The organism is Pseudoxanthomonas sp. GM95, assembly GCF_900109775.1.
Taxonomy (GTDB): Bacteria; Pseudomonadota; Gammaproteobacteria; order Xanthomonadales; family Xanthomonadaceae; genus Pseudoxanthomonas_A.
This window is the reverse complement of record NZ_FOAX01000002.1, coordinates 159,772-179,420: the sequence shown is the minus strand read 5'-3', so window position 1 is coordinate 179,420 and position 19,649 is coordinate 159,772. Positions and strand designations below refer to the sequence as shown.

The window sequence follows — 19,649 nt, the reverse complement described above, 5'->3', positions numbered from 1 at the left end:
AAAGCCGATCACTGCGGCCGATCACTTCAAATACGGCGCCTGCGCGTCGTACCAGCGCCTGGCACCGAGGACATGGAACTGATGCTGGCCGCCGCGCAGCTCCACCGCCGTGCCCAGCACGCCCCAGCGCGCGTAGAGATCGCCCTGCGGCTTGGCGCGATCCTTGAGCTGGAAACGCCCGAGCAGGTCGAACCGGTCATTGCTGGCGTCGATGCCCTCCAGCACCAGATCGCGCCGCTGCCAGCGCACCCTCGCCTTGGCCTGGACATTGCCGGCGTCGACCAGCTTGACCATCCACTTGGGGTAATCACGATCCTGCGAGAACAGATCCAGCAGGAAGCCGACATCCTTCATCTTCGCCGTGACATCGCCCTGCACCGCCAAGCGCTTGCCGGCGGCGTCCAGCTGGGTGCTCGGCAGCGCCACCTGCGCCCACCAGCCGCTGCGGCTCATGCTGCCCTGGGCGAAGCTGACGTTCTTCAGCGCCACGCTGCTGCCATCGACCCGGAATCGCTGCTGCGCCAGATCCGCACGCTGCAGCTTGAGATCGACATCCACATCGCCGCGCATCGCGATGCCCGCCACATGCACGGCCGCGCCACGCCCGGCGATGCGCACCCGGCCATTGCCTGCGTTGCCGGCCGCATCCAGCGCCAGCGTGCCGGACAACGTGCCCGAGCCACCGTCGAAGCGCAGATGGTCGTTGGGCAGGAAGCGGTTGTACGCGCGCAGATCCGGTACGCGTGCGTTCTGGAAACTGGCGTTGCCTTGCAGCGACTGGCGCGCCTTGGCCAGGTCGGGATCGCTCTCGGTGTGCAGCTTCAGAGAGTTGCCCTGGATGTACGGGCGCTTGAGGTCATCCAGCGCCGCGACGCTGAACTCGGACATCGCCACGTCGACGATCGAGCGCGTGCCGCCCTTTGCGCCCTGCTTGAGTTGCGCGTGCGCGCTGGCGGTGCCGGTCACGCGCTGGCCCAGCATGTCGGCCTGCGCCTGCACGCGCGGGACATCGACGCGACTGCCCGGCGCCAGCACGCCGTGATCCAGGGTGACATCGCCTTCGACCCGGCCGGCGCCTTCCAGCGACAGCCACGGCACGTTGACGAACAGGGAGGTGACCCACTTGAGCGAGCTGAACTGCCATTGCCCGGCCACGCGCCCGGACGTGCGCGGCAGCAGCGCGCGGAAGTCGGTCAGCGGGATCTGCGTGCCATCAATCTTCAATTCGCTCTGCAGCGCCAGCACGCCATCGACCTGGGCCGGCATGTTCGCTTTCAGATGCAGATCCTGGTCGACCGACAGCTGCGCGGTCAGCGTGCTGTCGTGCACCTGGCCATGCGTATCGGTGATGGCCACCGGCATGCGCCAGGACAACACGCCACCGGGCTGCAGCGCCGCCTGGGACAACGCCAGCGCGCCCTGCACGTGACCCTTTCCGGGCTGCAGGTGCAGCTCCAGTTTGCCGGCGTCGCTTTGCCGTGCGCTCAGCGCCGGCGTATCGCCATCGATCTTCAGGCCGATCCGGGCAAAGCGCAGCTTGTCGATGCCCACCGCTTGCGCGCGCGTCACCGGCGGCATCGCGAACTGCGCTTCCAGCCGCGCGTTCTGCAGCAGCGCGACGTTGTCCTGGATCAAACGTGCCTGCTGGAACGTCGCGGTCGACGGCAGCAGCTCGGCCGGCCCGCCACGCAGGCGCTTGGTGAAGCCGACCTTGGCCTGGCCTTCACCTTCCAGCACTAGCGCATGGAAGCGTCCGCCGTGGAGGCTGTCGCTGGTGATCGAAGGAAAGTTGAGTAGCCAGCCGCCCGGCTGCGGCACCGGCGCGGGAATTTCATCCTCCACGTGCTGCACGTCGCCCGTGACATCGGTGACCTGCAGGCGCGGCACGTAGACCTGCTTGCCCAGCAGTGCCGTGAGCGAGACATGGCCACTGGCCCTATTGGCCTGCAGCGTCCACACCGTGCGCCCGACGTGACCGCGCATCGAGACTTTCCACAGCACCACTTCGCCTGGCCACCACGTCAGCGCCCGGCCCCAATGCATGGCGAACTTGTCAGGCTTGCGATTGATGCTCCACGGCCCGAGCGCGGTGTTGAGATAGAGATTGCCCAGCACCGCATACAGGCCGTAGCCAATCAGCAGCGCCCACAACGTGCGGCGCAGCCAGCGATGGCGTGGAGGTCGGTCCTTCGAGGCGGCAGGCTGCGATGCGGGTTCATCCATCCGCGGAAGGATGCCCGAAACGCGTGATCGCAGCGTGTGGCCTCACCGGGCCGTGATCACGGCCCTGGTGGAACACGTCGCGGCTCAGGCGGCCTGCGACACCTTGCGCGCGCGACGCGCCTTGACCGCCGCGGCCAGGCGTTCGAGCACGGCGACCGAATCGTCCCAGCCGATGCAGCCGTCGGTGATGCTCTGACCGTAGGTCAGCGACTGGCCTTCGACCAGATCCTGGCGGCCGGCGACCAGATGGCTTTCGACCATCACGCCCACGATGCGCGATTCGCCCGCTTCCAGCTGCGTACCGATGTCGTCGATCACGGCCGGCTGGTTCTCCGGCTTCTTGCTGCTGTTTGCGTGGCTGGCGTCGATCATCAGGCGCGCATCCAGGCCGGATTTGTTCAACACCTCACTGGCCGCCTGCACGCTGGCCGCATCGAAGTTGGGCGTCTTGCCGCCGCGCAGGATCACGTGGCAATCGGGGTTACCGGTGGTCGAGGCGATCGCCGACTGGCCATCCTTGGTGACGGCCAGGAAATGATGCGGATGCGACGCCGCGCCGACTGCGTCGACGGCGATTTTCACGTCGCCGCTGGTGCCGTTCTTGAAGCCGACCGGGCATGACAGGCCGCTGGCCATTTCGCGGTGGATCTGGCTCTCGGTCGTGCGCGCGCCGATCGCGCCCCAGGCCACCAGGTCGGAGATGTACTGCGGCGAGATCACGTCCAGGTATTCGCAGCCGGCCGGCAGGCCCAGCGCGTTGATGTCGCGCAGCAGGTTGCGCGCGGTGGCCAGGCCTTCGTTGATGCGGAAGCTGCCGTCCAGATGCGGGTCGTTGATCAGGCCCTTCCAGCCGACGGTAGTGCGCGGCTTTTCGAAGTACACGCGCATGATGATTTCCAGCTCGCCGCCCAGCGCATCGCGCAGCGGACGCAGGCGCCGTGCGTATTCCATCGCCGCTTTCGGGTCGTGGATCGAACACGGGCCGATCACCACGGCCAGGCGGTCGTCGCGGCCGTGCAGGATCTCGTGCAGCGCGGCGCGCGCGCCTGCGACGGTGTCGGAAACCGCGTCATCGCAGGGGAATTCCTCGATCAGCTCGGCGGGCGTGGCGAGCGGTTCGATCTTGCGGATGCGCAGGTCTGAGGTGAGCGGGGCCATCGGGAAAGTCTCTTTGTCGTCGTGTCTTGATTGGGACCGCGAGGTGCGCTGGCAACAAAAAAGCCGCCAGTTTCGCTGGCGGCTTTCGGGATGCGTCTGAAGGGTTTCTTCAGGGTGAACGCGCTCCTTCCTCCGCCGTGGGCTTCGGAAACCAAAAGTAATAGCGGGCGCGGTAGGCGTTCATTGGAGGGCATTGATAACACGACTTTTCGCGATGCGCGAATGTTTCATGTGCAACTCGGCGCAGCGCCTCCATCGCGCAAAAGAAAACCCCGCCTTGCGGCGGGGCTCTCCTGAGAGCGTGGTGCGAGGGAAGCGGGACTTAGAAGCCCATGCCGCCCATATCGCCCATGCCACCACCCGGCGGCATGGCCGGCTCGTCCTTCTTCGGCGACTCGGCCACCATCGCTTCGGTGGTGATCATCAGGCCGGCGATCGACGCGGCGTTCTGCAGCGCGGTGCGGGTCACCTTGGTCGGGTCCAGGATGCCGAACTCGACCATGTCGCCGAACTCGCCATTGGCGGCGTTGTAGCCGAAGTTGCCCGAACCTTCCTTGACCTTGTTGACGATCACGGACGGCTCTTCACCGGCGTTGGTGACGATCTCGCGCAGCGGGGCTTCCATGGCGCGCAGGGCGATCTCGATACCGTGGTTCTGGTCTTCGTTGATGCCCTTGATCTCGCCCAGGTTGGCCTTGGCGCGGATCAGCGCGACGCCGCCGCCCGGGACCACGCCTTCTTCCACTGCAGCGCGGGTGGCGTGCAGGGCGTCTTCGACGCGGGCCTTCTTTTCCTTCATCTCGATCTCGGTCGAAGCACCGACCTTGATCACGGCCACGCCGCCGGCCAGCTTGGCCACGCGTTCCTGCAGCTTCTCGCGGTCGTAGTCCGAAGAGGTCTCTTCGATCTGCGCCTTGATCTGCTTGATGCGCGACTCGATGCCGCCGGTGTCGCCAGCGCCGTCGATGACGGTGGTGTTTTCCTTGGTGACCTGCACCTTCTTGGCGCGGCCCAGATCCTTGATCGTGGCCTTCTCCAGCGACAGGCCCACTTCCTCGGAGATCACGGTGCCGCCGGTCAGCACGGCCATGTCTTCCAGCATCGCCTTGCGACGGTCGCCGAAGCCCGGGGCCTTGACGGCCACGACCTTGACGATGCCGCGGATGGTGTTGACCACCAGGGTCGCCAGCGCTTCGCCTTCGACTTCCTCGGCGACGATCAGCAGCGGCTTACCGGCCTTGGCCACGCCTTCCAGCACGGGCAGCAGGTCACGGACGTTGGAGATCTTCTTGTCGTGCAGCAGGATGAACGGATCATCCAGGTCGGCCGACTGGCTCTGCTGGTTGTTGATGAAGTACGGCGACAGGTAGCCGCGGTCGAACTGCATGCCCTCGACGACGTCCAGCTCGTTTTCCAGACCCGAGCCTTCCTCGACGGTGATCACGCCTTCCTTGCCGACCTTCTTCATGGCCTCGGCAATGATGTTGCCGATCGACTCGTCCGAGTTGGCCGAGATCGTGCCGACCTGGGCGATGGCCTTGTCGTCAGCGGTGGGCTTGGAGATGTTCTTCAGCTCGGCGACGGCGGCGGTCACAGCCTTGTCGATGCCGCGCTTCAGATCCATCGGGTTCATGCCGGCGGCGACGGCCTTCATGCCTTCGCGGATGAACGCCTGGGCCAGCACGGTGGCGGTGGTGGTGCCGTCACCGGCGTTGTCGGACGTCTTGGAAGCGACTTCCTTGACCATCTGCGCGCCCATGTTCTCGAACTTGTCAGCCAGTTCGATTTCCTTGGCGACGGAGACGCCGTCCTTGGTGATGGTCGGGGCGCCGTAGCTCTTCTCGAGCACGACGTTGCGGCCCTTCGGGCCCAGGGTGGCCTTGACGGCATTGGCGAGTACGTTGACGCCGCGCACCATGCGGGCGCGGGCGTCTTCACCGAAACGAATGTCCTTGGCAGCCATTGCGTATTACCTCAGTTGTTCTTGATGTGTAGGAGTAAAGAAGTCGGACGAACCGCGCGCTCAGGCGAGCGTCGCGAAGATGTCGTCTTCCTTCACCACCAGGTAGTCGGTGCCGTCCAGCTTCACTTCCGTGCCGCTGTACTTGCCGAACAGGACCTTGTCGCCGACCTTGACCTGCGGGGCGCGCACGGTGCCGTTGTCCAGGGTCTTGCCAGCACCGACGGCGATGACTTCACCCTTGATCGGCTTCTCGGTGGCCGAGTCGGGGATCACGATGCCGCCGGCGGACAGCTTCTCTTCTTCCATACGCTTGATGACCACACGGTCGAACAGCGGCTTGATATTGCTCATGTCAATCCTCTTAAGTGATTGATTGGACTAGGAAAGGGTCAGCGATGTTAGCACTCGCATATGACGAGTGCCAGCACACTGGAAACGACAGGCCCCGCATCGCAGCGATGCATCGGACTGACAGGGCAGATTGGGCGGTGCGCGCGGCCTTTCAAGGCCGGGAATGGAAATTCCTGCGCAGCGCGGCGTCAGGCGCCGGAAATGAAGAAGGGCACGCATGTGCGGCATGCGTGCCCTTCTAGGGAATGGGTAATGGAATCCGGTTCCGTCAAGCCCTGACTTGCGCCAACTCCCCCCGCCGACGTCCTGTCTATGTCGACGTCCTTGCCGACGGACATAGAGATACCAACCAATGGCGGGCGAAGCAAAGCCTGAACCCCTCCAAAACCCGGGGTCACTAGTGAACAGAAGGGTCAGAAATCCTTCCGAACCCTTATTCCAATGGGTCCCATGCGATACCTAGAGACCGAAAGCGAACAACGTATGCCTATTTTTGGTCAACAGGTTAGTATTGTTGGCACTTTCCATTCCGCTCCGTGGAACGTTTGGCTATGGTCACAAAAGTTTCTGGATGGCGATCGCCACGGAGAGGTTTGATGGATGCACCCGAGCGAGTCCGCATGGCGCGACGCCTTGCGGGTCTTTCGCAGAGTCAGTTAGCAGAAGCGGTTGGGGTGCAGCGAAGTGCAGTCAGCCACTGGGAGTCACCGAAGGGCAAAAGCCCGAGCGTGTCGCACCTGCGTGAGGTCGCCCTGGCGACCGGGACTCAATTTGAATGGCTGGCCACCGGACGCGGCGCGATGACGCTCTCGCGCGATGCCGAGCTGGATTCGATCGCCACCGCCGAGGCGATCCTGGTCGAAGACCCGCTGGAGTTCCGCCTCGTGCGCGCGTTCCGCGAGGCGCCCCTCAAGGCGCGCTTGTCGTTGCTGGAAGTGATGGAGACGCTGGCCTCGCAACGGACCGGGCGCACCCGCCCGCGCGCGACGGTCAGGACGCCCGAAACGCGCAGCTAAGCGCCGTCCCTGCGCCCTACCGGGGGCGAGACCGGACGCGAACGCAGCCGGCCAGACACCATCAGACCCCGCCGCTTTCGCTAAGCTTTGCGGCATGTCCCTGATCCATCGTCTGGCCACGCTGCTGGCCCTGTCCGCCCTCGCCCTGCCCGCTGTTGCAGTCGATGAGTCCAGCCTGTTGCCTGTCGACCAGGCTTTTGCCCTGACGGCGGAGGCCACCGACCAGGGCATCGCGCTGCACTGGAAGATCGCCGACGGCTATTACCTGTACCGGCACCGGACGGCGGTGACCGCCGACGGCGCCGATTTCCAGGCCGGCACGCTGCAGATGCCCGACGGCGACAAGCACACCGACCAGTATTTCGGGCCGGTGGAGACCTACCGTGGGCGCCTGGATGCACTGCTGCCGGGCCAGTCCGCCAGCACCGGCAATGTCACGCTGAAGGTGCGTTACCAGGGCTGCGCCGATGCCGGCGTCTGCTACCCGCCGCAGAGCCGCACGCTGCAGGTGGCGGTCAAACCGAGCGCCGGCGGTGCGCCCGCACCGACCGCGGGCACGGGTGGACTGGGGCTGCCGACGCCAGCCGGCGGCCTGCCGCTGTTCGGCAAGGCCGCGAGCGGCGCGACCGACCAGGCGCCGTTGCCGCAGGAAGACGCCTTCCACTTCGAAGCCATCGCTGACACCGGCAACCAGCTGCTGCTGCGCTTCACCCCGGCCAAGGGCTATTACCTCTATCGCGACCGCACCCATATGACCTTGGCTGGTGCCGAGGGACTGTCGCTGGGCAACCCGAAGTGGCCGAATGGCAGCGCGCATCGCGACGAGCACTTCGGCGAGGTCACGGTGTACTTCGACCAGATCGAAGTGCCGGTGCCGGTCCAGCGCGATCGCGTCGATGCGACCCAGGCGACTTTGCAGGTCACGTTCCAGGGCTGCCAGACCGATGGCATCTGCTATCCGCCGATGACCCGCGAGGTGACGCTGTCGCTGCCGGCCGGCATCATCACGCCCGAAGCCGAGCGCACCGCCGCGCCGATTCCGCTGGAAAACGACCGCGCCACCCCGGCCCCGGCCGCACCGGCCGAGGTTCCGCGCTCGACGCCGCCGCCGGACGTCCTGGCCCGCGCCCAGCAGGGCAACAGCGCCTCCACCTGGCTGCTCGCGCTGCTGGCGGCGCTGCTCGGCGGCCTGATCCTCAACGTAATGCCGTGCGTGCTGCCGGTGCTGTCGCTCAAGGCGCTGTCGCTGGCCGAAGGCGGCCGCGGCGCCGGGCATGCCCGGGCGAGCGCGCTGTCGTATGCGGCCGGCGTGATGTTGAGCTTCCTGGTGATCGGCGGGATCGCACTGGGCCTGCGCGCCACCGGCCAGGCGCTGGGCTGGGGCTTCCAGCTGCAGCAGCCATTGGTGATCGCGGTGCTGGTGTACGTGATGTTCGCCGTGGGATTGAGCCTGTCAGGCGTGTTCGCGGTGGGCTACGGCCTGGCCGGCGCCGGTCGCGGCTTGACCGAACGCAGCGGGCTAGGCGGCGATTTCTTCACCGGCGTGCTGGCGGTGGTGGTGGCCAGCCCGTGCACGGCGCCGTTCATGGGCACTGCGCTGGCGTTTGCGTTCGCCGCGCCGCTGCCGGTGGCGCTGGCGGTGTTCGCGCTGCTGGGCGTGGGCATGGCGCTGCCGTTCCTGCTGATCGGCCTGGTGCCGGCGCTGGCCTCGCGCCTGCCGCGCCCGGGTGCGTGGATGGATACGCTCAAGCAGGTGCTGGCGTTCCCGATGTATCTCACCGCGGTGTGGATGCTGTGGGTGCTTGGCAAGCAGCGCGGTATCGACGCAGTGGCGCTGGCCCTGGCTGGCCTGGTGGTGCTGGCGCTGGGCCTGTGGGCGTTCCAGCGCGTGCGTTTCCAGACCGCGCCGTTGCGCCGCACGCTGGCGGTGGTCGTCCTGCTGGTGTCGGTCGTGCCGCTGGTGCTGCTGCATCGCCTGCCGCCGCCAAGCGCGACCAGCAACACCGCCTCGGCCGATGGCAGCGAACCCTATTCGCCCGCGCGCCTGGCCGAACTGCGCAAGCAGGGCCAGGTGGTCTTCGTGGACATGGGCGCGGACTGGTGCGTGTCGTGCAAGGCCAACGAGCAGGCCGTGCTGAACCGCGATGATTTCCGTAATGCCCTGCGCAGCAGTAACGCGGTGCTGATGCGCGGCGACTGGACCAACGTGGACCCGACCATTACCGCGTTCCTGACCGAATACAAGGCGGTCGGCGTGCCGCTGTACGTGGTGTTCCCCAAGAGCGGCGGCGATGGCGAAGTCCTGCCCACGGTGCTGACCCCGCAACTGGTTCGTGACGCCCTGAAACGCGCCGCCGGGCAATGACGTCCGGCAACACCCGGCTGCTGCTGGTGGCACTGGCGGCCGGCGTGCTGGGGATCGGCGCCGGACTCTGGTCGCAGGGCAGCTGGCACCGCACCGAGGCCGGCCAGCAGGTGCTGCAACGCGCACTGGATGCGCAGGCGCCGGCACCGCCGGCCGGAGTGACACCGGCCGCGCCGGGCGACCCGATGCCGCCGATCCGCCTGCCCGATCTGGACGGCAACGTCGTCGAACTCGCCGCGCTCGCCAAGGGCCGGCCACTGCTGGTGAACGTCTGGGCCAGCTGGTGCGGCCCCTGTATCCAAGAGATGCCCGAGCTGGATCGCTTCGCCGCCGCGCAGGGCGAGCACGGCGTGCAGGTCGTCGGCCTGGCGCTGGATACGCGCGAAGGCGTGCAGGGCTTCCTGCAGCAGGTGCCGGTGCGCTACCCGCTGCTGCTGGAAAGCCCGGGCCCGGCCGATGCCAGTGTCTGGCTGGGCAATCGCGCCGGCGTGCTGCCTTACAGCGTGCTCATCGGTGCGGACGGGCGCGTGCTGAAGCAGCAGGTCGGCCCCTTCGCGCATGGCGAGATCGACCACTGGGCCGCCGACGCGGCGGCGCGTGCCGGCAAAATTCAAACGCGCGATTAAATCACTGCCAAGTTCGGCGAACTGGACAGCATTGCCGGCATCCTCCAGACTGCCGCCTTCGTCGTGGAGCGCCCGATGGTCAACCTGCTGCATCGCCAACGCCGTTCGACTCACCTCCCGCGCGGCGTCCGCATCGACACGATGCCGCCGCGGCACTGATCCGCCCACGACCCGATTGCGCGCGACCCGGCCAGTGGCCCGGTCCGCCCCCTCCTCCTTCGTACCAACCGCACAACCACAGAGGCCTCCATGGACCTGCGCAAGATCAAGAAGCTCATCGACCTGCTGGAAGAATCCAATCTCGCCGAAATCGAGATCAAGGAAGGCGAGGAATCCGTCCGCCTGGCCCGCACGCCCAAGGGCGGCTACGCCCCGGCGCCGATGAGCTACGCCCCGGCGGCCGTGGCCGCCCCGGTCGAAGCCAAGCCGATGCCGATGAGCTCGCCGACCGAAGCCTCCACCGGCGGCACCGCCAAGCCGGGCAACGCCCTGCCGGACGGCCACGTGGTCCGTTCGCCGATGGTCGGCACCTTCTACGCCTCGCCCTCGCCGGACAAGCCGGCCTTCGTCACCGTGGGCCAGACCGTCAAGGCCGGCGAGACCCTGGCGATCATCGAGGCGATGAAGATGTTCAACCCGATCGAAGCCGATGCCTCCGGCACGGTCGTGGCGATCCTGGGCGAAACCGGCCAGCCGGTCGAATTCGACCAGCCGCTGTTCGTCATCGGCTAAGGCGCACCCATGCTGGATAAAGTCGTCATCGCCAACCGGGGTGAAATCGCGCTGCGCATCCTGCGCGCGTGCCACACCCTCGGCATCCGCACGGTCGCGGTGCATTCCACCGTCGACCGCAACCTCAAGCACGTGGCTATGGCCGACGAGTCAGTCTGCATCGGCCCGGCCCCGTCGAGCGAGAGCTACCTCAACATCCCGGCGCTGATTGCCGCGGCCGAGGTGACCGACGCCCAGGCCATCCACCCGGGCTATGGCTTCCTGTCGGAGAACGCCAACTTCGCCGAGCGCGTCGAGGAATCCGGCTTCATCTTCATCGGACCCAAGGCCGACACCATCCGCCTGATGGGCGACAAGGTCGAAGCCATCCGCGCGATGAAGTCCGCCGGCGTGCCGTGCGTGCCCGGCTCGGGCGGCCCGCTGGGCGACGACATCGTCGCCAACACCAAGATCGCCCGCGAGATCGGCTACCCGGTCATCATCAAGGCGGCCGGCGGCGGCGGTGGACGCGGCATGCGCGTGGTCCACGCCGAAGCGGCGCTGAAGTCCTCCATCGAGACCACCAAGGCCGAGGCGAAAGCCGCCTTCGGCAATGGCGAGGTCTACATGGAGAAGTACCTGGAAAATCCGCGCCATGTGGAGATCCAGGTGCTGGCCGACGGCCAGGGCAACGCGATCCACCTGGGCGAACGCGACTGCTCCATGCAGCGCCGCCACCAGAAGGTGGTCGAGGAAGCGCCGGCCCCGGGCATCACGCCCGAGCTGCGCGACCAGATCGGCAAGGTCTGCGTGGAAGCCTGCGTCCGCATCGGCTACCGCGGCGCGGGCACCTTCGAGTTCCTGTTCGAGGATGGCCGCTTCTACTTCATCGAGATGAACACCCGCATCCAGGTGGAGCATCCGGTGACCGAGCTGGTGACCGGCATCGACCTGGTGTGCGAGCAGCTCAAGATCGCCGCCGGCCAGAAGCTCTCGATCAAGCAGAGCGACATCGTGCTCAACGGCCATGCCATCGAATGCCGCATCAACGCGGAGGATCCGGAAACCTTCATGCCGCATCCGGGCCTGATCCAGCATTTCCATCCGCCGGGCGGCCCCGGCGTACGCGTCGATACCCACATCTACGAGGGCTATCGCGTGCCGCCGAATTACGACTCGATGATTGGCAAGCTGATCGTGCACGGCCCGGATCGCGAAACCGCGATCGCGCGCATGCAGGTGGCGCTCAACGAGACGGTGGTCGAAGGCATCAAGACCAACATCCCGCTGCAGCAGCGCATCATGCGCGACAAGGGCTTCCAGGCCGGTGGCCAGAACATCCACTACCTGGAAAAGCGCCTGGCCGAACGCAAGACCAAGGCCATCTCGCTGACCTGATCGATTCCGATCGATGAAGTGAAGCTACGAAAAAGGCGGGGAGTTCCCCGCCTTTTTTGTTGCCTGCGATGTGCGCAAACCAATCGCTTACTTCGGCACGACCTGCTGGCTGTGGCGTACCGGGGTGATGCCGGTGGATGAGGTGGGGTCGACGATCTGCAGGGTTTCGGTGGAACCATCGGGCCAGACGATCTGGAAGGTCGAGCCAGCCGGCAGCGTGGAGAACGGCATGCCGCTCTGCGCACGATAGATCGCCGCCACTTCCGCCGCGCCGGCGCTGCGTTTGGCCTCCGGGCTGGCGACGGTGGTCAGCTGCACCTTGGAGAGGTTGCGCAGGTTGGCATCGCGCGCATCGACGATGACCACGCCCACGGCCAGCGCCGAGTAGGCGACAAACAGCACCGTGCCCAGCCAGAACTTGGCGCCATGCTTCCAGCGACGGTATTTCATGTACGTCCTCCCGAGCCGTTGACCAACGTGCTCACCATGTCATCGAGTGTGCCCGCGCCCTGCCGCGAGACCGCGGCGTCGAGCACGAAGCTTGAGAAATCCTGTGCGCTGTCCTGCGAGCAGATGCCGCCATTGGCGCAGTAGCTGGTCATCAGCGCGCTGCCGGCGCCGCACTCCAGGCCCAGCTTGCAGGCAGCCAGTTGCCAGGCGAGCTGGGTGAACTGGGTGCCGGCCACATAGCCGCGATACGAAGCATCGCCACTGGCGACCGCGCCCATCGCCGGCGACAGCGCCAGGTAGGCCTGCGGGTCGCGCGAGTCCAGCACGCGCTGGACCAGTCCGCGGCGATAGTCGGCGCTGTCTTCCAGCGGCTTGCCCTGAGCGAGCAAGGCGGCTTCGGCGGCCAAGCTGCCGGCTTCGGCCGCACGTAGGCGCTGCAGGGTGACCAGCGGCGCGCCCAGCCCGTCATCGGCGGAAAATCCGGCGCAGCGCTGCGCCACGCGCCCGCGCGCGGCCAGCATCGCGCGCACGCCGGGCGCGGCGCCCTGCGCGTTCAACAAGTCGTCGGCCTGGTAGCCGGCCGGATCGACCGCATAGCCGGCGCAGTAGTCGTAGACGCGGCTGAGCTGCCAGCTGGCCTGCGCGTCGCCGCCATCGGCCGCGGCTTTCAGCTGCAGCGCGTACTGGTGCAGGTCTGCCTGGCCGTCGAAGTCGCCACTTGGGCGGTGTGCCACCGGCACGACGGTCGAAGCGCTGGCATCCGCGTATTCCAGCGGCTCTACAGGCGAAGTCGCACCCGCAGCTGACAGTTCCGCCTGCGGCGCGTCTAAGGAGAGCCGCACCGGCAGCGCCACCGAGGCCCCATCGCGATAGCACCACGCCGCGACCAGCAGCACGGCAGGCGCGAACAGCCAGCAATGTCGGGCGCGGAACAGCGGCATGGACGGCATCGAGACCAGGGAATGGATGGCGCCCCTGACATCCGGCGCCACACAGCGGCCGGAGTTTAATCGATGAGATCCCTCCCAACGGCGCCCCGCATCCCCAAACGGCGCGCCCGGCCGGACATGCGGCCGCCCGGATCTCGCAGTCACTCGGTTGTCGCATCACGCGCACCCGGAGCCGCCCACCGCCTGCAAGTTGACGCGATGCATTCAAGCCACGCCCAGTTTCGATCCAATGATTGGATCAATACAGGCGGAAAGCGGGCAGAACGCGCATTCATAATGCCGCACTGCAACGTACATGACTGTTCCGTCAGCGGTCCACCGGCCCGCGACGAGTCGCACGCAGCGCCGATCCGGTGCTGCAACCGACGGGCCTCGCGCCCTGCTGTCCCTGGGCGTGGCCCTGCTCATCCGCCCGGCATCGATCCCCGCGCATGAAGGCCGCCCCAGGCGTGACGTTGACGCCTTCGACATCGTCATTGCCTGGAGCCACGCAACCATGTTGCCAGCCACCCCCACCACCCGGCGCAAGTTCCTGCTGGGCTCTCTGTTGGCCCTGCCCACGCTGGGCATCGGCCTGAAGCTGCTCACCGCCGCGCAGGCGGCCGAAATGGCCGCGCCGGACCTGGACGCCTACAAGCCCGCGTTCTTCTCCGCCGACGAATGGAAGTTCGTGCTGGCCGCGTGCGACCGGCTGATCCCGGCCGGCGGCAAGGGCCCGGGCGCGCTGGAGACCAACGTCCCGATCTTTATCGACCAGCAGCTGCATGGCGACTTCGGCAGCGAGATCTACCTGGAAGGGCCGTTCGACCTCCACGCCAAGCCCGAGCTGGGCTACCAGCTGCCGTACTCGCCGCAGCAGATCTACCGCAACGGCATCAAGGCGGCCGACGCGTGGTGCCGCGCGCAACACGGCAAGGCGTTCTGCGACCTGGACGCCGCGACCAAGGACGCGGTGCTCAAGGCGCTGCAGGGCAATGAGGTCGACTTCGCCGCGCAGGGTGAAACCACGCTCAAGCCCAGCCAGTTCTTCGGTGAGCTCAATGGCGACAGCAAGAACGGCTACCTCTCCGACCCGATGTACGGCGGCAACAAGGGCATGAAGGCCTGGATCGCGATCGGCTTTCCCGGTGCGCGCGCCAGCTTCGTCGAGTGGGTCACCCAGCACAACGTGAAGTACCCGCTCGGCCCGGTCAGCGTCATGGGCAACCGCGCCTGATCGCGCGCCCGACTTTCTTTCGTATTCCAAGGGATTCCCGTGGCAAACATCACCAATGACGAAGTCGATGTCGTCGTCGTCGGACTCGGCTGGGCCGGTTCGCTGATGAGCATCGAGCTGGCCCAGGCCGGCCTCAAGGTCCGCGCGCTCGAGCGTGGCCCGGACCGCACCAACGCGGACATCAACTACCCCAAGCCCGCCGACCAGTACGCGTACGCGGTGCGCAACAAGATCATGGTCACGCCGCGCGATGGCGCGCTGACCGTGCGCCACAGCAGCGATGAAACCGCGCTGCCTACGCGCAAGTGGGGCGCCTTCGTGCCCGGCACCGGCGTGGGCGGCTCTGGCTTTCACTGGACCGGCGTGCTGATCCGCCCGACCCCGACCGACATCAAGCTCAAGACCTACGCCGACGGCGCCTACAAGAAGGGCCAGCTGGAAGAAGGCATGCAGGTGCAGGACTTCCCGTTCACCTGGGACGAGATCGAGCCGCACATGGACTTCTTCGACAAGGTCTGCGGCCTGTCGGCCAATCCCGGCAACGTCAACGGTGTCATCCATCCCGGTGGCGATCCGTTCGAAGGCCCGCGTTCCAACCCGCCACCGCTACCGGCGCTGAAGGACACGCTCAACAACACGATGTTCGCCGAGGTGGCCAGCAGGATGGGCTACCACCCGTTCCCCAATCCGTCGGCGAACGTCTCCCAAGCCTGGACCAATCCGTACGGCAACCAGATCGCGCCGTGCAATTACTGCGGCTACTGCAGCAAGTATCCGTGCCTGAACTACTCCAAGGCCTCGCCGCAGACCGCGGTGCTCGATGCGCTCAAGCGCATGGACAATTTCTCCTATCGCGTCAACGCCAACGTGTTGAAGGTGGAGCTGCATCCGGACGGCAAGACCGCGCGCGGTGTGACCTATGCCGATGCCGAAGGCAACATCGTCTACCAGCCAGCGAAGATCGTGGTGCTGGCCGGCTTCCAGTTCGTCAACGTGCGCCTGATGCTGCTCTCGGGCATCGGCAAGCCGTATGACCCCAAGACCGGCACCGGCACGGTCGGCCGCAACTACGCGTTCCTCAGCAACGGCGGCGCGACGCTGTTCTTCAAGGACAAGAACTTCAACTCCTTCGCCACCGCCGGGGCGACCGGGCAGATGTTCAACGACGTCTCGCCGGGCAACTTCGATGGCCCGTCGCTGGGCATCCTGGGCGGCGCGAAGATCCACAGCTCGCAGGCCAGCGGCGCGCCGATCGGCGCCGCGCTGCCCAAGGGCACGCCCGGCTGGGGCCAGGGCTGGAAGGACGGGATGGTCGACTGGTACGACCACTCGATGAAGATCAGCATCACCACCAGCTGCATGTCCTACCGCGACCACTACGTCGACCTGGATCCGACCTACAAGGATCCGTGGGGCCAGCCGCTGCTGCGCATCACCTTCGACTGGAAGCAGAACGAGCTGAAGCTGCAGCAGCACCTGCGCAAGATCGTGCTGGACATCACCAAGGAGATGAACCCTGACAGCTTCAGCGAGAGCTTCCTGTCGCTGGATTCGCATTGGGACATCACCAAGTACGTGTCCACGCACAACGTCGGCGGCGCGGTAATGGGTGACAGCCCGCAGACCAGCGCGCTCAACCGCTACCTGCAGAGCTGGGACGTGCACAACGTGTTCGTGCCCGGCGGCAACGCCTTCCCGCAGAACTTCCAGGCCAACCCGACCGCGATGATCGGCGCGATCACGCTGTTCGCGGCCAAGGCGATCAAAGAGCAGTACCTCAAGAACCCCGGCCCGATGGTGCAGGCATGATCAGGAAACTCTTCTTCGCCCTGCTTGCGCTGGCTATCGTCGTGCTGGTCGGTTTGGGCATCGTGGTGGCCACGCACAAGACCCGGCCTGCGCCCATCGCCAGCGCCGCGCAGGACGACACCGCCAAGCTGATCGAACGCGGCGCGTACCTGTCGCGTGCCGGCGACTGCGTGGCCTGCCACAGCGTGCCGGGCAAGCCCGACTACGCCGGCGGCCTGGCCATCAAGAGCGGACTGGGCACGATCTATTCGACCAACATCACCCCGGACAAGACGCACGGCATCGGTAACTACACCGAAGCGCAGTTCGCCGATGCGCTGCGCAACGGCGTGCGTGCCGATGGCGCCAACCTGTATCCGGCGATGCCCTATCCGGACTTCGTCAAGATCAGCGACGAAGACGTGCATGCGCTCTACACCTACTTCATGCAGGGCGTGGCGCCGAGCGACTACGCGCCGCCGCAGACGGCGCTGACGTTCCCGTTCGGCGTGCGCCCGGGCCTAAAGGTATGGAACGCGCTGTTCACCACCGATGCGGGCTTCACCGCGCCGGCCGGCGCCAGTGAGCAGATCGCGCGCGGTGCCTACCTGACCGAAAGCCTGGGCCACTGCAGCAGCTGCCACACCCCGCGCGGGCTGTCGATGAACGAGCAGGCACTGGACAGCGGCGATGCCAAGTTCCTCACCGGCGGCGAACTCAACGGTTGGCCGGTGCCGGCGCTGCGCGGCATGGCGCACTGGTCGCAGCAGGACATCACCGACTACCTCAGCGGCGGCCGCAACAGCACCGCCGCCGTCGGCGGCGAGATGACAGCCGTGGTCGCCAACAGCACCTCGCACATGACCGATGCCGACCTCCAGGCCATCGCCGCGTACCTGAAGTCGCTGCCGGGTGCGGCCGCGCCGACGGCCAAGCTCGACCCGGCCGCCAGCCAGCAGACCATCGCCCGACTGACCGCCGCCAAGGACCTGAGCACCGGCGAGCGCCTGTACCTGGACAACTGCGGCGCCTGCCATTTCGTCAGCGGCCAGGGCGCAGCGCGCGTGTTCCCGCATGTCGATGGCGCCTCGGTGGTCAACGCCAAGCGGCCCGACGGCTTGCTGCACGTGATCCTGGCCGGCGCAGCCACGCCGTCCACGGCCAAGGCGCCGTCGGTGCTGCCGATGCCCGGCTTCGCCAGCCGCCTGGACGATGCCGAAGTGGCCGAGCTGGCCACCTACGTGCGCCAGGCCTGGTCCAACCAGGCGCCGGCGGTGAGCGCCAAGGACGCGGCGCGGGTGCGGGCCTCGCTGCACAAGTAAGCCCTAGCGACATCACGCGCCTCTACGAAAGCCGGCTCCTGCCGGCTTTCGTGCATCTGGCCACAAGCAAAAGTGGGCCGGCGTGCGCTGGCGGCGCGCCGGGGCTTTGAGTAAGGTGGCGCGCCCTGAAAGCTCGCGCGCATTGCGCGGGCGCCACGCCGAGCGCGCCATGCCCTTCCTCGAACTTTCCGTCCCCTGCAGCGAAGCCCAGCAGCCGCGTTACGAACACGCGCTGGAAGACATCGGCGCACTGGCGGTGACCCTGGTCGACGCCGATGCCGAGACCAGCAACGAGCGCGCCATCCTCGAACCCGGCGTCGGCGAGACCCCGCTATGGCATGCGCTGGTGCTGACCGCGCTGTTTCCCGACGACGCCGACGCGCTGGTGTTGCTGGCCGCGCTGGAGGCCTTCGACGCTGGGCTGGACTGGACCCAGGCCTCGTTCCGCATGGTTGAAGACCAGGACTGGGAACGCGCGTGGATCGACCAGTTCGCGCCGATGCAGTTCGGTGCGCGCACCTTCATCGTGCCTTGGAACCATGACTTGCCCGCCGAGGCACAGACCGCCGAGGCGGCGGTGGTGCGCCTGGACCCGGGCCTGGCCTTCGGCTCGGGCACCCATCCCACCACCGCGCTGTGCCTGACCTGGCTGGACACGCTGGCGGGCGCCGGCCAGCTCGATGGCCAGGCCGTGCTCGACTTCGGCTGCGGCTCGGGAATCCTGGCGCTGGCCGCGCTGAAGCTGGGCGCGGCCCAGGCCATCGGCGTGGACAACGATCCGCAGGCGCTGCTGGCCACGCATGACAACGCTGAGCGCAACGGCGTGGAAGAGCGCCTGCAGGTATTCCTGCCCGACGACGAGCCGGTGCAGACCTATCCAGTGGTGGTCGCCAACATCCTGGCCTCGGCGCTGGATGCGCTGGCAGACACCCTGGCCGCGCGCGTCGCGCCCGGTGGCCGCATCGCGCTGAGCGGCATCCTGCACGGGCAGGAAGACGAGCTGCTGGTGCGCTACGCGGCGTGGTTCGACGAGCTGGTCGCCACCCGCCAGGACGACTGGATGCGGATCGACGGCGTCCGTCGCGCGTCTTGAACCCCGTCCTGTTCCCGCGACCGGCCTGCATGGTTGAATACGGCGATGCTTGAATGCCCGCGATGCCTCCATGCGCTGCTCAACGACCCCACCACCGGGTTGCCGCCGGCGCAGTGTCCGCATTGCGGCCAGGACGCGCCGCGCGGCCCCAGCCTGGCCAGCCTGCTGCGTCCGGGCGCACTGGCCCCGGTACTGACCCGCACCCAGGTGACGCAGACGCTGGACTATCCGGCGGCGCCACGCGCGACGCAGGACCCGCCGATCGTCGCCGACAGCGCGCGCGTTGAATCACCGGCCGTGCCCGAACCCGAGGCCGCGCCGATCGCGCCTACGTCCGCCGTCACCGTGCAGCCAGAGATCGAAGTGCCCGCGGACGAACCGCCGTTGCCCGACGAAGACGAATTCATCGTGCCGCCCGACGACCCCAACGACCCAACCTTGCGCGCCGATCATGAGGCCTTCGACGACACGCCTGGTGTCGATGCCGGCCCGAGCTTCGCCCGTGTCGCGCCGCGCGCGCCGCAGGTGCGTATTCCCAGCTGGCACTGGGCGGCACTGGCCGTGCTGACCGGCGTGCTGATCATCCAGATGCTGGTCGCCGATCGCGCGCGCCTGGCCCAGGACGCTGCGTGGCGACCGCTGCTGGAACGTGTCTGCGGCGCGCTGCGCTGCACGCTGCCGGCATGGCAGCAGCCGCAGGCCTACACGATGCTCGCGCGTGACGTGAAGCCACTGCCCGATGCGGCCGGCGTGCTGCAGGTGCGCGCGACCTTCCGCAACGATGCGCGCTGGCCGCAGCCGTGGCCTTCGGTGAGCCTGTCGCTGTCCGATGCCGATGGCCGCATCGCCGGTGCGCGCGTGGTGGTGCCGGCCGACTACCTGGAGCCGGGCCAGCTGCAGTCCACGCTGGCACCGGGGCAAAGCGGCCAGATGACCGTGCGTGTGCGTGAACCGGAAGGCGGCGTGGTCGCCTTCGCTTTCGAGTTTCACTGAACGCGGCAAATTTGGATTTTGGAAGG

16 protein-coding genes are annotated in these 19,649 nt (G+C 67.1%); 10 read left to right on the top strand and 6 right to left on the bottom strand.

Annotated elements, in window-relative coordinates; translation table 11 throughout:
• Positions 1-21: 21 nt before the first annotated feature.
• The 4 genes from BMZ17_RS08955 to groES form a co-directional block, all read right to left on the bottom strand.
• On the bottom strand, positions 22-2,223 hold the full coding sequence (locus BMZ17_RS08955; protein ID WP_093138260.1) for a translocation/assembly module TamB domain-containing protein: 2,202 nt from the start codon (positions 2,221-2,223) through the stop codon (positions 22-24).
• Positions 2,224-2,307: 84 nt separating this feature from the next.
• Positions 2,308-3,381 carry a 3-deoxy-7-phosphoheptulonate synthase gene (locus tag BMZ17_RS08950; protein WP_093138259.1) on the bottom strand — a complete coding sequence of 358 codons (1,074 nt, stop codon included), beginning with the start codon at positions 3,379-3,381 and terminating at the stop codon, positions 2,308-2,310.
• 322 nt (positions 3,382-3,703) lie between these two features.
• On the bottom strand, positions 3,704-5,344 hold the full coding sequence (groL, locus tag BMZ17_RS08945; RefSeq protein WP_093138258.1) for a chaperonin GroEL: 1,641 nt from the start codon (positions 5,342-5,344) through the stop codon (positions 3,704-3,706).
• 60 nt (positions 5,345-5,404) lie between these two features.
• Positions 5,405-5,695, bottom strand: a complete 291-nt coding sequence (groES, locus tag BMZ17_RS08940; protein ID WP_093138257.1) for a co-chaperone GroES — start codon at positions 5,693-5,695, stop codon at positions 5,405-5,407.
• 596 nt (positions 5,696-6,291) lie between these two features.
• On the opposite strand from groES, the gene BMZ17_RS08935 reads away from it, so the two are divergent.
• The 5 genes from BMZ17_RS08935 to accC all read left to right on the top strand — a co-directional run bounded on the left by BMZ17_RS08935 (position 6,292) and on the right by accC (position 11,811).
• Complete coding sequence (locus tag BMZ17_RS08935; protein WP_175485536.1) at positions 6,292-6,711, top strand: helix-turn-helix transcriptional regulator; 420 nt, start codon at positions 6,292-6,294, stop codon at positions 6,709-6,711.
• A gap of 94 nt (positions 6,712-6,805) precedes the next feature.
• Complete coding sequence (locus BMZ17_RS08930; RefSeq protein WP_093138255.1) at positions 6,806-9,076, top strand: protein-disulfide reductase DsbD family protein; 2,271 nt, start codon at positions 6,806-6,808, stop codon at positions 9,074-9,076.
• Complete coding sequence (locus tag BMZ17_RS08925; protein ID WP_093138254.1) at positions 9,073-9,702, top strand: redoxin family protein; 630 nt, start codon at positions 9,073-9,075, stop codon at positions 9,700-9,702. Before BMZ17_RS08930 ends, BMZ17_RS08925 begins: the two co-directional genes overlap by 4 nt.
• Positions 9,703-9,951: 249 nt before the next feature.
• Positions 9,952-10,434 (top strand): acetyl-CoA carboxylase biotin carboxyl carrier protein, encoded by a 483-nt coding sequence (gene accB, locus BMZ17_RS08920; protein ID WP_093138253.1) that lies wholly within the window; start codon positions 9,952-9,954, stop codon positions 10,432-10,434.
• Positions 10,435-10,443: 9 nt separating this feature from the next.
• Positions 10,444-11,811 (top strand): acetyl-CoA carboxylase biotin carboxylase subunit, encoded by a 1,368-nt coding sequence (gene accC / locus BMZ17_RS08915; RefSeq protein WP_093138252.1) that lies wholly within the window; start codon positions 10,444-10,446, stop codon positions 11,809-11,811.
• 87 nt (positions 11,812-11,898) lie between these two features.
• On the opposite strand, the gene BMZ17_RS08910 is transcribed toward accC, so the two are convergent.
• Both BMZ17_RS08910 and BMZ17_RS08905 read right to left on the bottom strand, forming a co-directional pair.
• Entirely contained in the window at positions 11,899-12,261 is a 363-nt protein-coding gene (locus BMZ17_RS08910) for a hypothetical protein (RefSeq protein WP_093138251.1), read from the bottom strand.
• Positions 12,258-13,202, bottom strand: coding sequence for a hypothetical protein (locus BMZ17_RS08905; protein WP_093139522.1), 945 nt, complete (start codon positions 13,200-13,202; stop codon positions 12,258-12,260). Before BMZ17_RS08905 ends, BMZ17_RS08910 begins: the two co-directional genes overlap by 4 nt.
• Before the next feature lie 505 nt (positions 13,203-13,707).
• On the opposite strand from BMZ17_RS08905, the gene BMZ17_RS08900 reads away from it, so the two are divergent.
• From BMZ17_RS08900 to BMZ17_RS08880, 5 genes are all read left to right on the top strand, one after another.
• Positions 13,708-14,427 carry a gluconate 2-dehydrogenase subunit 3 family protein gene (locus BMZ17_RS08900; protein ID WP_093138250.1) on the top strand — a complete coding sequence of 240 codons (720 nt, stop codon included), beginning with the start codon at positions 13,708-13,710 and terminating at the stop codon, positions 14,425-14,427.
• A gap of 39 nt (positions 14,428-14,466) precedes the next feature.
• Entirely contained in the window at positions 14,467-16,236 is a 1,770-nt protein-coding gene (locus BMZ17_RS08895; protein WP_093138249.1) for a GMC family oxidoreductase, read from the top strand.
• Complete coding sequence (locus BMZ17_RS08890) at positions 16,233-17,537, top strand: cytochrome c (protein ID WP_093138248.1); 1,305 nt, start codon at positions 16,233-16,235, stop codon at positions 17,535-17,537. Before BMZ17_RS08895 ends, BMZ17_RS08890 begins: the two co-directional genes overlap by 4 nt.
• A gap of 169 nt (positions 17,538-17,706) precedes the next feature.
• Positions 17,707-18,630: a 50S ribosomal protein L11 methyltransferase gene (gene prmA / locus BMZ17_RS08885; protein WP_093138247.1), complete on the top strand. Its 924-nt coding sequence runs from the start codon at positions 17,707-17,709 to the stop codon at positions 18,628-18,630.
• Between the two features lie 45 nt (positions 18,631-18,675).
• Positions 18,676-19,623 carry a DUF3426 domain-containing protein gene (locus tag BMZ17_RS08880; protein ID WP_093138246.1) on the top strand — a complete coding sequence of 316 codons (948 nt, stop codon included), beginning with the start codon at positions 18,676-18,678 and terminating at the stop codon, positions 19,621-19,623.
• The last annotated feature ends 26 nt before the right edge of the window (positions 19,624-19,649 follow it).

Excerpts from the sequence above, each read along its gene's own strand:
- BMZ17_RS08955 (WP_093138260.1), bottom strand. The coding sequence starts at position 2,223 with ATGGATGAACCCGCATCGCAGCCTGCCGCCTCGAAGGACCGACCTCCA.
- BMZ17_RS08950 (WP_093138259.1), bottom strand. The coding sequence starts at position 3,381 with ATGGCCCCGCTCACCTCAGACCTGCGCATCCGCAAGATCGAACCGCTC.
- groL (WP_093138258.1), bottom strand. The coding sequence starts at position 5,344 with ATGGCTGCCAAGGACATTCGTTTCGGTGAAGACGCCCGCGCCCGCATG.
- groES (WP_093138257.1), bottom strand. The coding sequence starts at position 5,695 with ATGAGCAATATCAAGCCGCTGTTCGACCGTGTGGTCATCAAGCGTATG.
- BMZ17_RS08935 (WP_175485536.1), top strand. The coding sequence starts at position 6,292 with ATGGATGCACCCGAGCGAGTCCGCATGGCGCGACGCCTTGCGGGTCTT.
- BMZ17_RS08930 (WP_093138255.1), top strand. The coding sequence starts at position 6,806 with ATGTCCCTGATCCATCGTCTGGCCACGCTGCTGGCCCTGTCCGCCCTC.
- BMZ17_RS08925 (WP_093138254.1), top strand. The coding sequence starts at position 9,073 with ATGACGTCCGGCAACACCCGGCTGCTGCTGGTGGCACTGGCGGCCGGC.
- accB (WP_093138253.1), top strand. The coding sequence starts at position 9,952 with ATGGACCTGCGCAAGATCAAGAAGCTCATCGACCTGCTGGAAGAATCC.
- accC (WP_093138252.1), top strand. The coding sequence starts at position 10,444 with ATGCTGGATAAAGTCGTCATCGCCAACCGGGGTGAAATCGCGCTGCGC.
- BMZ17_RS08910 (WP_093138251.1), bottom strand. The coding sequence starts at position 12,261 with ATGAAATACCGTCGCTGGAAGCATGGCGCCAAGTTCTGGCTGGGCACG.
- BMZ17_RS08905 (WP_093139522.1), bottom strand. The coding sequence starts at position 13,202 with ATGCCGCTGTTCCGCGCCCGACATTGCTGGCTGTTCGCGCCTGCCGTG.
- BMZ17_RS08900 (WP_093138250.1), top strand. The coding sequence starts at position 13,708 with ATGTTGCCAGCCACCCCCACCACCCGGCGCAAGTTCCTGCTGGGCTCT.
- BMZ17_RS08890 (WP_093138248.1), top strand. The coding sequence starts at position 16,233 with ATGATCAGGAAACTCTTCTTCGCCCTGCTTGCGCTGGCTATCGTCGTG.
- prmA (WP_093138247.1), top strand. The coding sequence starts at position 17,707 with ATGCCCTTCCTCGAACTTTCCGTCCCCTGCAGCGAAGCCCAGCAGCCG.
- BMZ17_RS08880 (WP_093138246.1), top strand. The coding sequence starts at position 18,676 with ATGCTTGAATGCCCGCGATGCCTCCATGCGCTGCTCAACGACCCCACC.